The organism is Nocardia sp. NPDC047654 (assembly GCF_043205035.1).
GTDB lineage: Bacteria > Actinomycetota > Actinomycetes > Mycobacteriales > Mycobacteriaceae > Nocardia.
This window is the reverse complement of sequence record NZ_JBIDDF010000002.1, coordinates 521,005-533,778: the sequence shown is the minus strand read 5'-3', so window position 1 is coordinate 533,778 and position 12,774 is coordinate 521,005. Positions and strand designations below refer to the sequence as shown.

Annotated in this window: 13 protein-coding genes; 5 read left to right on the top strand and 8 right to left on the bottom strand. The window is 68.7% G+C overall.

Going from position 1 to position 12,774, the window contains the following annotated elements; genetic code table 11:
- Nucleotides 1-24: 24 nt before the first annotated feature.
- The 4 genes from ACGF7Y_RS10825 to ACGF7Y_RS10810 form a co-directional block, all read right to left on the bottom strand.
- Complete coding sequence (locus ACGF7Y_RS10825) at nucleotides 25-321, bottom strand: hypothetical protein (RefSeq protein WP_357123516.1); 297 nt, start codon at nucleotides 319-321, stop codon at nucleotides 25-27.
- 108 nt (nucleotides 322-429) lie between these two features.
- Entirely contained in the window at nucleotides 430-1,155 is a 726-nt protein-coding gene (locus ACGF7Y_RS10820; protein WP_393231935.1) for an amino acid ABC transporter ATP-binding protein, read from the bottom strand.
- Nucleotides 1,156-2,952 carry an ABC transporter permease subunit gene (locus tag ACGF7Y_RS10815; protein ID WP_393231932.1) on the bottom strand — a complete coding sequence of 599 codons (1,797 nt, stop codon included), beginning with the start codon at nucleotides 2,950-2,952 and terminating at the stop codon, nucleotides 1,156-1,158. It abuts the gene before it with no gap.
- Nucleotides 2,953-3,102: 150 nt separating this feature from the next.
- Nucleotides 3,103-3,897, bottom strand: coding sequence for an LLM class F420-dependent oxidoreductase (locus tag ACGF7Y_RS10810; RefSeq protein ID WP_393231929.1), 795 nt, complete (start codon nucleotides 3,895-3,897; stop codon nucleotides 3,103-3,105).
- Nucleotides 3,898-4,050: 153 nt separating this feature from the next.
- On the opposite strand from ACGF7Y_RS10810, the gene ACGF7Y_RS10805 reads away from it, so the two are divergent.
- From ACGF7Y_RS10805 to ACGF7Y_RS10795, 3 genes are all read left to right on the top strand, one after another.
- Nucleotides 4,051-5,310 carry a PucR family transcriptional regulator gene (locus ACGF7Y_RS10805; protein ID WP_393231926.1) on the top strand — a complete coding sequence of 420 codons (1,260 nt, stop codon included), beginning with the start codon at nucleotides 4,051-4,053 and terminating at the stop codon, nucleotides 5,308-5,310.
- A gap of 127 nt (nucleotides 5,311-5,437) precedes the next feature.
- The gene (locus ACGF7Y_RS10800; RefSeq protein WP_393231923.1) at nucleotides 5,438-6,424 is read left to right on the top strand and encodes a phosphotriesterase; all 987 of its coding nucleotides are present in this window, start codon (nucleotides 5,438-5,440) and stop codon (nucleotides 6,422-6,424) included.
- A 91-nt stretch (nucleotides 6,425-6,515) separates the two neighbouring features.
- Entirely contained in the window at nucleotides 6,516-7,598 is a 1,083-nt protein-coding gene (locus ACGF7Y_RS10795; protein WP_393231920.1) for an ABC transporter ATP-binding protein, read from the top strand.
- A 115-nt stretch (nucleotides 7,599-7,713) separates the two neighbouring features.
- On the opposite strand, the gene ACGF7Y_RS10790 is transcribed toward ACGF7Y_RS10795, so the two are convergent.
- Nucleotides 7,714-8,244 (bottom strand): winged helix-turn-helix transcriptional regulator, encoded by a 531-nt coding sequence (locus tag ACGF7Y_RS10790; protein WP_393231918.1) that lies wholly within the window; start codon nucleotides 8,242-8,244, stop codon nucleotides 7,714-7,716.
- Nucleotides 8,245-8,343: 99 nt separating this feature from the next.
- On the opposite strand from ACGF7Y_RS10790, the gene ACGF7Y_RS10785 reads away from it, so the two are divergent.
- Complete coding sequence (locus tag ACGF7Y_RS10785; RefSeq protein ID WP_393231915.1) at nucleotides 8,344-9,513, top strand: thiolase family protein; 1,170 nt, start codon at nucleotides 8,344-8,346, stop codon at nucleotides 9,511-9,513.
- Nucleotides 9,514-9,879: 366 nt separating this feature from the next.
- On the opposite strand, the gene ACGF7Y_RS10780 is transcribed toward ACGF7Y_RS10785, so the two are convergent.
- Entirely contained in the window at nucleotides 9,880-10,218 is a 339-nt protein-coding gene (locus ACGF7Y_RS10780) for a hypothetical protein (RefSeq protein ID WP_063051937.1), read from the bottom strand.
- A 44-nt stretch (nucleotides 10,219-10,262) separates the two neighbouring features.
- Entirely contained in the window at nucleotides 10,263-10,673 is a 411-nt protein-coding gene (locus ACGF7Y_RS10775; RefSeq protein ID WP_393231912.1) for a hypothetical protein, read from the bottom strand.
- Nucleotides 10,674-10,778: 105 nt separating this feature from the next.
- On the opposite strand from ACGF7Y_RS10775, the gene ACGF7Y_RS10770 reads away from it, so the two are divergent.
- On the top strand, nucleotides 10,779-11,762 hold the full coding sequence (locus ACGF7Y_RS10770; RefSeq protein ID WP_393231909.1) for an o-succinylbenzoate synthase: 984 nt from the start codon (nucleotides 10,779-10,781) through the stop codon (nucleotides 11,760-11,762).
- A gap of 437 nt (nucleotides 11,763-12,199) precedes the next feature.
- On the opposite strand, the gene ACGF7Y_RS10765 is transcribed toward ACGF7Y_RS10770, so the two are convergent.
- The gene (locus ACGF7Y_RS10765; RefSeq protein ID WP_393231906.1) at nucleotides 12,200-12,712 is read right to left on the bottom strand and encodes a TIGR04338 family metallohydrolase; all 513 of its coding nucleotides are present in this window, start codon (nucleotides 12,710-12,712) and stop codon (nucleotides 12,200-12,202) included.
- Nucleotides 12,713-12,774 lie beyond the last annotated feature (62 nt).

The window sequence follows — 12,774 nt, the reverse complement described above, 5'->3', positions numbered from 1 at the left end:
CTCTAGAACCGGGTACCGACGCGGTCAGTGCTCGTCGAAGTGACCGTCGTGGACGGCGTGGCGGTGGCCGTCGTGCACGTAGTCGACGTGGTCCCCGTGCTGGACGGCCTCATGGCCGCAGTTGGGACCGTGCTGATGCGGGTGCTGGGCGCACTCGGTGTGCCCCGACCGCTCGCATTCGTCGTAGTGCCCCTGGTGTTCGCGATGCAGATGACCATCGTGGGCGTAGTCGATGTGATCGCCGTGCTGGAACGCGGTGTGCCCGCAGTCCGGGCCGTGCACATGGTCGTGGCCGGTGTGCTGCGCGTGTGCTGTGGTCATCGAATTTCCCTCTTTCCTGGCACGGATAGCTGGAATCGTGATGACCAATACATTAGCAGGTGCGCATCAATAGAGATTGCCTCACGTGTGCTGGAACGGCGTGCCGACTCAGAGCACCTGGGCGAGGAATCTCTGCAATCGCGGCGTCTGCGCGTCGTCGAACAAGGCGTCGGGCGTGCCGGTCTCCACGACCTGCCCTTGGTCCATGAACACCACGGTGTCGGAGACGCTGCGGGCGAAGCCCATCTCGTGGGTCACCACGACCATCGACATGCCGCCGGAAGCGAGGTCGGCCATCAGGGCGAGCACGCCCTTCACCAGTTCCGGGTCCAGCGCCGAGGTGGCCTCGTCGAAGAACATGAGTTCCGGTCGCATCGCCAGCGCCCGCGCGATGGCGACGCGCTGCTGTTGCCCGCCGGACAGGTTGGCGGGGCGGGTATCGGCCTTGTCGGCGAGGCCGACGATCTCCAGCTGTTCGATGGCCAGCGCCCGCGCCTGGTCCTTGGACAGGCCGCGCAGCTTGCGCGGTCCGAGCGCGACGTTCTCCGCGACCGTCTTGTGCGGGAACAGGTTGAATTGCTGGAACACCATGCCGATGCGCTGCCGCAAGCGATCGGGGTTCTCGGTGAGCACGGACTCGCCGTCCAGCAGCACGTCGCCCTGATCCGGCTCGTAGAGCCGGTTCAGCACCCGCAGCAGGGTCGATTTGCCGGACCCGGACGGCCCGATGACGGTGGCGGTCTTGCCCGCGTCGACGTGGATGTCGATCCCGCGCAGCACGTGGTTGTGCCCCAGCGTCAGATGCAGTCCGGTACCGGTGAGGGAGGCACTCATCTATCCGCGCCCTTCCGTGATCGTGGCCGCCTCGACTTGGTCGATCGGCCGGTCGGGCCTGCCGGTCCGCATCCGGCGGTCGATGTAGTTGACCAGGTGGGTGAGCGGGATGGTGAGGATCAGATAGACCAGGCCCGCGGCCACCAGCGGCGAGAGGTTCCCGGTCTGCGCGTTGAGGTCGCGGCCGACGGCGAACAACTCGCGCTGAGTGGCGAGCAGACCGAGGAAGTAGATCAGTGACGAGTCCTTGATCAGGGCGATGAACTGGTTCATCAGCGCGGGCAGCACCCGGCGCACGCCTTGCGGGATCACCACCAGCGTCATCGCCTGGCGGTAGCCGAACCCGATCGCGCGGGCCGCCTCCAGCTGCCCGGCCTCGACCGATTGGATACCGGAGCGGAAGATCTCGCCGATATAGGCCGAGGCGAGCAATGCCAGCGCGACGGCGCCGAGCCAGTAGGGGTTGTTGCCGGTGAGGTTGCGCACCACCGGGCCGACGCCGAGACCGATCAGCAGGATGATCACCACGGCGGGCAGACCGCGGAAGATGTCGGTGTACACCCGGGCGGGCCAGCGCAGCCAGCGGGTCCGCGAGATCCCGGCGACCGCGAGCAGCATGCCGAGGACGGTGCCGAGCGCACCCGAGACCACCGCGAGGATCAGGGTATTGGGCAGACCGGTCTTGAACAGGTCGGGGAAAGCCTTGCGGTACAGCGACCAGTCGAAGAACGTGTCCTTCAACTGCCGCACGGTGGATTTCGGCGCGTTCTGCTGCGTCTCATTCGTTTGCTTGCCCGCGGCCAACGCGGCGAAGTCCGGCAGCTGCGGCGCGGGAGCGGCTTTGGAGCCGGGCTTCCAACCGGGGGGCAGCTGCCTTGGCACCCAGTCGGTGTAGAGCTCGGCGTAGGTACCGTCCGCGATCACGGCGTCCAAGCCGCTGTTGAGCGCGTCGATCAGCGGCTGGTTGTTCTTGGCGACCGCGTACCCGACGAAGTTGTCGAGGCTGAAGGTGTTCTGCGAGACCGATATTCCATCACCCGGCCCGATCGCGCCCTCCGCTTGCGCGGACGGAGCGACCCACGCGTCCACCTGGCCGGATTTCAGGTTGGCGTAGGCGGTGTTGTAGTCGGGGAACTTCACCGGGTCCAGATGCAGCTGGTTCACCACGAACTCGTCCTGCACGGTGCCCTGCACCACGGCGATCCGGGTGCTGCGGTTCAGGTCGGAAAACCCTTTGATGGCGCTGCCGTTCGGCGCCACCAGGGAGAAGTAGCCGAAGTCGTAGCCGTTGGTGAAGCCGACCAGTTGGCGGCGCGCGTCGGTGGTGGTGATGTTGGACGAGCCCACGTCGAAACGCCCGCCGGACACCTGGGCGAGCAACCCGGCGAACTCGGTGCCGGAGAACTCCACCTGGAGGCCGAGCTTGGCGCCGATCGCCTTCAGCAGTTCGTTGTCGAAGCCGGTGAACGTGCCCTGCCGGTCGACGCAGATGCTCGGCGGTGCGTCCGAGAGCGTGCCGACGCTGAGCTTGCCGGGCGTGATCAAACCGAGCTTCGAGACGTCGATAGAGTTCAGCGGCACGGTGGTCGCGGTGGTGTAGCGGTCGCTGCCCGCGGCGGCCGCTGAGGCCAGGTTGGTCGGCGCGGCGGAGGCCGCGGCCACGCCGGGCGGCGCGCAGAGATTGCGCTCCGTGGCCGCGTCGTCGGAGCCGGAACCGCACGCCGTCGCGCTGAGACCGACGGCAAGCAATAACACGGCGATCAACGCACGAGACCGCACAGCGGGCACAACAGCCATGACGGACAACCCTAGCCGCGGAAATCTGCTATTCCACAGCTACCCCGGGGTCGCCGGCATGGGAAGCCGACGCCGGGGTACCCGCCGAGATTTCGATCACGCTGATCGGAAAGCCTCGCGGCGACACGACAGCCGGCAGGCAATCCGTCCTCAGGCCAGGCCGCTGACCGGTTCCGGGTTGACCTCGTCACGCCATCGGACGGCGGCCGCGACCGCGCCCAGATCGTAATCCGGGCCGCTGACCCCGATGGTGAACGTCGTCACGCCCGCGCCGACGAAGGCGGCCGCCTTCTCCAGCCCCGGCCACTGCACCGAGCGCTCGATGCGCGCCTGGTCGGTGCCGACGGCGGCGCAATGCTCGGCGAGCACCTCGTTCTTGTGTGCGAGCACGTCCAGGTCGGCGAAGGTGTGCCACATGTCGGCGTACTGCGCGACCAGCCGCAAGGTCTTCTTCTCGCCACCGCCGCCGATCAGGATCGGCAGGTCGCGGGTCGGGCGCGGATTCAGTTTCGGCAGCCGGGCGCTGATCCGGGCCAGGTTCTCCTTCAACAGCTCCAGCCTGCTGCCCGGGGTGCCGAACTCGTAGCCGTACTCGTCGTAGTCCTTCTGGAACCAGCCCGCGCCGAGGCCGAGAATGAGCCGGCCACCGCTGATGTGATCGACGGTGCGCGCCATATCGGCCAGCAGGTCCGGATTGCGGTAGCCGCCGCCGGTCACCAACGCGCCGATCTCCACCCGCTCGGTCTGCTCGGCGAACGCGCCCAGCATCGTCCAGCACTCGAAGTGCGCGCCGTCGGGATCGCCGGTGAGGGGATAGAAGTGGTCCCAGTTGAACACGATGTCGACACCCGCGTCCTCGCAGCGCAACACGGCATCGCGGATGAGCCGGTACTCCGGCGCGTGCTGCGGCTGTAGCTGCACTCCGATACGAACTGGACGACTCATGGCACTCTCCTCGTCGCTCGGCCCGCCCCCGCCCGAGGCTACCGGCGCGGTCGCCTTCCCGCAGGCAGCCACCGGTCCGCGGCGCGCGCCGACACGCCCGGCGCGAGCTAGGTTGGGGACGCGATGCCGAGCGGGCGGAAGGAGGTGCCGGGTGTGACCGACGGCGACGACGACGTGGTCCGCTCGGTCGTCTCGACGATCCTGCGTGATCGTGACCGGTTGATCGCCGAGCTGTCGGCGTCCATGCGCGCGCAGGTCGCGGCGCTCGACTCGGACACCAGGCTGCGCGGCCTGTTCGAAGCGGGCACCACCGACAACCTGATGTCGGTCCTGGACTTCGTACAGAACGACGCCGCCGAGCACGAGGTGCACGCCCCGGCGCGGGCGCTGGTGTACGCGCGCACCCTCGCCCAGCGCGACGTCCCGCTGTCCGCGCTGATCCGCGCCTACCGCGTGGGGCATGCCGGGTTCCTCGATGTCGCGATGCGCTACGCCGTGGAACTGGGCGGCCCGGACAGTGCGGCGGCCATCATCCGGATCGTCAATCGCACCGCCGTGTATATCGACCGGGTATGCGAGCACGTCGGCGTCGCCTACGAACAGGAACGCGACCGGTGGGTGGGCAGCCGCGGCGGCCTGCGCCAGGAGTGGGTGGCCCGGGTACTGGACGGCTCGGCCGACGACATCGGCCGAGCCGAGCAAGTGCTGCGCTATCCCCTGACCGGCCACCACGTCGCGGTGAACGCCTGGACCGAGCCGCAGCTCTCGGCGCGGGCCGCGATGGACGTCCTCGATGCCGTTCGCGCGGCGCTGGTGCCGCTGTTGGGCAACCCGCGCCGGGCGTTGCTGGTGCCGACCGACGAACGCGAGGTCCGGATGTGGTTCTCCGTCTCCCGCGACCTGACGATCGATATCGACGCCATCCAGCGCGCGCTGTCGGGCCTGTCGTTGCCGGCGCGGGTGGCGATCGGCGGGTGCGGCGGCGGTGTCGAGGGATTCCGTCGCAGCCTGCGCCGAGCCGACCGGGTACGCGAACTCGTGCTGCTCGCCGGAGACGGCGCGCCACGGGCTGTGTCGCACGAGCAGGTGGCGGCCATCGCTCTACTGAGTGGTGACATCGAGGAACTGCGCCGATACGTGGCCGACTGCCTCGGTGAACTCGCCACCGACAACCAGCGCAATCTCTGGCTGCGCGAAACGCTGCGCGTCTTCCTCGCCAACAACCGCAGTTACGCCGCGGCCGCGCAGGAGTTGGCAGTCCATCGCAACACCATCCAGTACCGGGTGGGGCAGGCCGTCGAGCTGATCGGCCACGTCTTCGACGACCACGACCGCACGCTGCACCTGCACGTGGCATTGCAGGCCGCGCGCTGGCTCGGACCGGCGGTACTGCGATCGAACCCGGCGCTCTGAGCCGGCCGCTCTATGTGCGCACCGCACGAAAGTTGTACGAAGTTTCGGTGTCGGCGAATATGGTCCGGCTCACATCCTGGTTCGTAGCATTCCCCCGAGTGCGCAGCTGAGCTGAGGAGAAACCGCCATGTCAACGCTGGAAACGGTGCGCGGCACGATCGATACCGCCGATATCGGAGTGACATTGATGCACGAGCACGTCTTCGTGCTCACCGGAGACATGCAGCAGAACTATCCGGCCGAATGGGGCTCCGAGGACGAACGCATCGCCGACGCGGTGCGCAGGCTGCGCGTCGCCTACGACGCCGGTGTGCGCACCATCGTCGATCCCACGGTGGTCGGGCTGGGCCGCTACATCCCGCGCATTCAGCGAATCGCCGAGCAAGTGCCGCTGAACCTGGTGGTCGCCACCGGTATCTACACCTACGGCGATGTCCCGTTCTTCTTCCACTACCGCGGGCCCGCGTTGAACGACATCGTCGGCGCGCAGGTCCCCGACCCGATGGTCGACATGTTCATCGGCGACATCCGCGACGGCATCGCGGGCACCGGTGTGAAGGCGGGCATGCTCAAGTGCGCGATCGACCGGCAAGGTCTCACTCCGGGCGTGGAGCGGGTGATGCGCGCGGTCGCCCGGGCCCATCTCGCGACCGGCGTCCCGATCACGGTGCACACCCATCCCGAGTCCCGCAGCGGGCTGGACGTGAAGCGTGTGATGTGCGACGAGGAAGGCGTCGACCCCCGCCGCATCGTGCTCGGCCACAGCGGTGACACCACCGACTGCGATCACCTCGCCTACCTGGCCGACTCCGGCTTCGTGCTCGGCATGGACCGCTTCGGCATCAACCTCGACACCACCTTCGAAGCCCGCGCGGACACGCTGATCGAAATGGTGCGCCGCGGCTACACCGACCGGATGGTGCTGTCCCAGGACGCCAGCTGTTACATCGATTGGATCGAGCCGGCCGCCATGGCCGCCCTGCCGCAGTGGCACTACACCCACCTGTTCGAGGACGTCTTCCCCTACGCGCTCGATCGCGGCGTCACCAAGGAGCAGATCGGCGCGATGCTCGTCGACGTTCCGCGCGCGTTCTTCGAGGCGCGCACCCGCTGACATGGCTCATCGCCGACCGGCCCGATAGGATCGCCGCACCCTTACTCGGATCGTCCGGCACGTTCCTGCCGGGATGGGATGTGAATTCGTCATGGCCACGGTGACCTTCGACAACGCGACGCGGCTCTACCCCGGGTCCACCACACCAGCGGTGGATCGGCTGAATCTGGAGATCGAGGACGGTGAGTTCTTGGTCCTGGTCGGCCCGTCCGGCTGCGGGAAGTCGACCTCGCTGCGCATGCTCGCCGGGCTGGAGGACGTCAACGGCGGCCGCATCCTGATCGGCGACAGGGATGTGACGCACGCCGAGCCGAAGGAACGCGACATCGCCATGGTGTTCCAGAACTACGCGCTGTACCCGCACATGACCGTGGCCGAGAACATGGGCTTCGCGCTGAAACTGGCCAAGGTCGCCAAGGCGGAGAAGCAGAAGCGGGTCCTGGAGGCGGCCAAGCTGCTGGACCTGGAGCCCTTCCTGGATCGCAAGCCGAAGGCGCTGTCCGGTGGCCAGCGCCAGCGGGTCGCGATGGGCCGCGCGATCGTGCGCCAGCCGCAGGTGTTCCTGATGGACGAGCCGCTGTCCAACCTGGACGCCAAGCTGCGGGTGCAGACCCGCACCCAGATCGCGCAGTTGCAGCGCAGGCTCGCCACCACCACGGTGTACGTCACGCACGACCAGGTCGAGGCGATGACCATGGGCGACCGGGTCGCCGTGCTGAAGGACGGGCTGCTGCAACAGTGCGCTACGCCGCGCGACCTCTACCGCGATCCGGCCAACGTGTTCGTCGCGGGATTCATGGGCTCACCGGCCATGAACCTGTTCACGCTTCCGATCACCGACGGCCGGGTCCAACTGGGCGGTCACGCGCTCGCGTTGCCGCGCTCGGTGGCGGACGCCGCCGGGGGCACCGTGACCGTCGGCATCCGGCCGGAGCACTTCGAGCTGGGCGACGGCTCCGGCATCGAGATGGAAGTGGATGTGGTGGAGGAACTCGGCTCCGACGCCTACATCTACGGCCGCACAAGCGCCGAGGGCGCGACCGACGGCGCCGGGGAAACCATTGTGGCGCGCGCGGATTGGCGCAACCCGCCCGCGAAGGGCACCCGCCTGCGGCTGGCCACCGATGCGGAGCACATCTACTTCTTCGACATCGACGGGCGCAGGCTCAACTGACACCGCGCCCAGCGGTCCGCTCGCCCGCCAGGGCGAGCGGACCAGCAGCCCGCGTCAGGCGGGCAGCGATCCAGCCGCGTCCCGAAACACGGTCGCCGGGAGCGGCCCGGCGCGGTCAGTCCGTCACGTCCGATCGACGGCGTTCGCGCCGCCGCCGGGCGTATTCGTCGTTGAGCCGCACGCCCAATTCCTCGAGTTCGATCTCGCGGCCGGATTCGCTGCGCACCTGCACCCGCACCGGGTCGCCGGTGGCCTCCTCGACCAAGAGCAGCGGGGCCGGTCCCGGTTGTAAGTAGGCGTCCCCCCACTGCATGAGCGCCAGCACGGCGGGCAGCAGATCCCGGCCCATCCGGGTGAGCACGTATTCGTGCCGGGTGCGCTTGCCTTCCTCTCGATACGGCCGTTTCGCCAGCAAGCCCGCCTCGGTGAGCTTGCGCAACTGGGCGGCGGCCGCCGCGTCGGTGATGCCGACCCGGCTGGCGAACCCGTCGAACCGCCGCGTCCCGTAGTACGCCTCGCGCAGGATGAGCACCGCCGAGCGGGTGCCGATGAGGTCCATCGCCTTCGCGATCGAGCATTCGTCGGCCTTCCACGCGCTGAGATCGGCCAACGGTCCTTCCATCACTGCTGCCATGACGAACATCATACCGAAGCTGACTTGCCTCCACTATTGCCAGAGGTACCCTGACTATGTGTTGATAGAGCCAGGCATGGCGGCCCGGCTCTCGGTCCGGAAGGAAGCACCATGAGAGACGCGGTGATTGTCGAAGCGGTACGCACACCGATCGGCAAAGGCAAACCGAACGGCGCACTGCACAATGTCAACGCGGTGGATCTGCTGGCCCACAGCCTGCGCGAGGTGGTGGACCGCAGCGGCATCGATCCCGCACTCATCGACGACGTGATCGGCGGCGTCGTCACGCAGTTCGGCGAGCAGGGCGCGAACATGACCAGGCGCGCCGCGCTGGCCGCCGGATATCCCGAATCCGTCCCCGCGACCACCGTCGACCGGCAGTGCGGCAGCAGCCAGCAGGCGATCCACTTCGCCGCGCAAGGCGTCATCGCGGGCGCCTACGACATCGTGGTCGCCGCGGGCGTGGAGTCGATGGGGCGAATTCCCATGGGCGCCAATCTGGTCGGTTCGGACGATATCTCCGGCGTCGGCTTCGCCGAGCGCTACCCCGACGGCCTCGTGTCGCAGGGCATCAGCGCCGAGCTGATCGCGGCGAAGTGGGGACTCACCCGCACGCAGCTGGACGAGTTCGCGCTCGCCAGTCACGACAAGGCCGCGCTCGCCACGAAGAACGGCCTGTTCGCCCGGGAACTGGCACCGATCAACGGGCTCACCACCGACGAGGGCATCCGGGTCGGCAGCACGTTGGAGACGCTGGGCGCACTCCGGCCCGCCTACTACGACCCGGCCATGGCCGCCCGCTTCCCGCAGATCGGCTGGGCCATCACGGCGGCGTCCGCGAGCCAGGTCAGCGACGGCAGCGCGGCGGTGCTCATCATGACCAGCGAGCGCGCGAAAGAACTGGGGCTGAAACCGCTCGCCCGGCTGCACAGCTTCGCGGTGGCCGGTGACGACCCGCTGCTGATGCTCACCGCGGTAATCCCGGCGACCCGGAAAGTGTTGCAGCGCGCGGGTTTGCAGCTGTCGGACATCGATCTGGTCGAGATCAACGAGGCGTTCTCGCCGGTGGTGCTGGCCTGGGCGCACGACACCGGCGCGGACCTGACGAAGGTCAACGTCAACGGCGGCGCGATCGCCATCGGCCACCCACTCGGCGCGTCCGGCGCGCGCCTGATGACCACGCTGGTGCACGCCATGCAGGACCGCGGCGCCCGCTACGGCCTGCAAACCATGTGTGAGGCGGGCGGTTTGGCCAACGCCACCATCGTCGAAAGGTTGTGATCAGCCGCGCCACCGGCGGTGCGTGTTCCTCGCGCGAACACGCACGCCGGTGGCGGGCGTTCGGCCGCTCCGAACCGCACACGCGATGACACGAGGCTGCCGACCGCGCCCGGCTCACCCGGCCGACACAGCCTGCCCTCGCATACGGGTGTCCTCCAAGTCGGGTGGTGAACCAGGATTGCCGGTCGACTCGGCGGCCGGCCGAGCAGGGCAGCGGGCACGGGTTGACCTTTCGCCAGCGGAACTCGCGCCGAAGCTGTGGATCACCCTGCCCCGAGCTTCGACGTCGAACGCCCGGCTCACCCAACCGTCGGTTCGACCGAAGCGCGACCTGACCTGCGCTGTTCGCGCCGATGTCGCGACCGATCAGTACGAGACGAGTACTGCCGCGATCAGGAAACCGACCAACCAGGATTCGAGAATCAACGGGATCGCGATGAGCGGGGTCCACGCGATCGGCCTGCCGTCGCGCACTTTCTCCAGCGCCGAGAACACCGCCGCGAGCACCGATGCCACGATGCCGGTCCAGGCGATCACTTGCGCCCACGGGAGATACCCCGCTCCACTCCCAGCCTCGCCGTCGCGCGCGAGCACATCGTAGAGCGGGACGAAAGACGCCATCAGCCAGCCGAATCCGAGCACGATCACCGAACCCAGCGCCACGCGCAGCGCATCGGTCGTTCGCCGCCGGAAATGCCACGCCATGCCTTCAGCATGACCGGCGCACCGCCACCCGGCATCTCGGCGGCTCAGTTACCCGGGTAGACCTGGGACGCCAGGGCGAGGCCGCCGCCGAACGAGGCGACGATCAGCACAATCGCAAGCACCGGCCAATACCACATGTACCAGCGCTTCACCGCGGCCAGAATGAGCATCCCGGTCACGCCGACGATCGCGAACGCGGTGCCACCCCAGGACACCACGAAGGCCCAGCCCAGGTAGTCGGTGCGGCAGTTGTCGGGCCCGCACGGATCGGTGGCGAAGGCGAAGAAGACGGTGAAGTAGGCCACGGCGAGGCCGAGGACCGCCGCGACGCAGTACAGCACGACGGCGAGCACGACGTCCCAGGTCCGCACCGCCCGCTGCCCGGCGGGCGGATGTGCGGGCCCATGCGGCATGCCGTACGGCGGCCAGGGCTGCGAGGTACCGGTCTGGATCATGACGCCAACGATCCCGCGTCGGTCGTCCGGGCGACTCCGGGAAACTACTCGAGTCCGCGTGCGCAATCCCCGATCCGCGGCGGCGGCCGAATAAGCTGGGCGGCGATGAGCGACTCCGCAGCGCAGAACATCGTCTACGCCATTCCGATGCGCACCCGTTTCCGCGGCATCACGGTGCGTGAGGGAATGCTGATCTACGGACCGCTCGGGTGGGGCGAGTTCTGTCCGTTCCCCGAATACGACGACCGCGAGGCCGCCGCCTGGCTGGCCACCGCCCTGGAACAGGTCACGACGGGCTGGCCCGAGCCGGTGCGCGATCGCATTCCGATCAATTGCACCGTGCCCGCCGTGGACCCGGAGCAGGCGCACGCGATCGTGGGCCGGTCCGGCTGCCGCACCGCCAAGGTGAAGGTGGCCGACCACCCCGACTCGCTCGCCGAGGATCTGGCCAGGGTGGAGGCGGTCCGCGACGCGCTCGGCCGCAACGGCGCGATCCGGGTCGACGCGAACGCGGTCTGGGATGTCGACACCGCCGTGCGCCACATCCAGCGGATCGATAAGGCCGCGGGAGGGCTGGAATATGTCGAACAGCCCTGCCGGACGATCGAGGAACTCGCCGCGGTGCGCCGCCGCGTCGACGTCCGCATCGCCGCCGACGAATCCATCCGCCGCGCCGAAGACCCCCTGCGGGTCGCGGTCGCCGGGGCCGCCGACATCGCCGTCCTCAAATGCACGCCGCTCGGCGGCGTCCGGCGCGCCCTGCGAGTGGCGGAGGCGGCGGGACTGCCGTGTGTGGTCTCCTCCGCGCTGGAGACCAGCGTCGGCCTCGCCGCGCAACTGGCGCTGGCCGGCGCGCTGCCCGAACTCGACTTCGCCTGTGGTCTCGGCACTTTGAGCCTGCTCACCGGCGATGTGACGCCGGGCGCGCTGCGTGCCTCGGACGGTTATCTCCCCGTTCTCCGCACCCCACCCGAGCCGGACCCGCAGCTGATGGAAAGCCATCGCCAACCCGATGCCGACCGCACCGCGTGGTGGCAGGAGCGCTTGGCCCGCGTCAGCGCCTTGGTCCAACAAGCCCCGGCGCCCTGAACAGCGCGAACCCACTTCCCGCGCCGCGGAAGCCGGTGACGGCGCGCGTGCCTCTTCGATCACGACGCCCATCACCCGCTGACGACACCCGCGCCGATCCCGCCACGCCACGGGCCACCCACCGACGACGCGCCCCCGGCCCGACGCACATCCACCCAGCGACAACACCCGCGCCAATCCGACCGCACCACGGGCCACCACTGACGACGCGCGACCCGCTTCGATCACGACACCAGCCGCCGACGCGTACCCACGCGATCACGCCCGGCACCCACCCGGCCAGCGGCACCGCACCTCGCCGACGACCTGACCGATCTCGCAGCGCGAGTGAGGTTTCCGACTTCCCCCCGATAGCCGCGAATCATGCGCACCGAGATCGCGCTACGCCTCCATAGCACGGCGACACACCACCGACTCGGCTTCCGTTCACCGAAGGCTTATCCGATCCGTACCCCACAGCCCAGCATTGTCGTCCGCAAGAGCAACGCCGCCTCAGGACCGATAACGCCGTCGACCAGTTCCACATAGCGGTCGCAGAACTCCGGACCGTGCGCGGCCACCGACCCGGGGGCGGGCTCCAGGTGATGCGCCAGTTCGTGCAGGATCACCAATTCCCGCAGCGCCCAGGCGGTGCCGCCGGTGTGCAGCGGAACGGCTAACACGTTCCCGGCCGCCTCGTAATGCGCGGCGGCGGTCCCGGCTCGCGAGCGGACGCGCACCGCCACGGCGGCCCGATCCCACCGCGCCCGTATCCAATTGAGGGCCAGCACCTTGTCCGCATAGCTCTGCACGGATTCCACCGAGGCGAAGCGTCGCTCGATCGGCAAGGTGAGCTGCGAACCGTAGAGTTCGACGGTGCGCGCACCGTGCTCGTCGGCGCGATCGAACACCCCGCGTACCAACTGCTCGGCGTCGTATACCTTGGCGCGCTGGCTGTCGCGCACCGTCATGGTCGCGAAGCCGATCTCGCGACAGCGGGCACCAGCCGGTTACCGAAACCCGCCGATGGCGC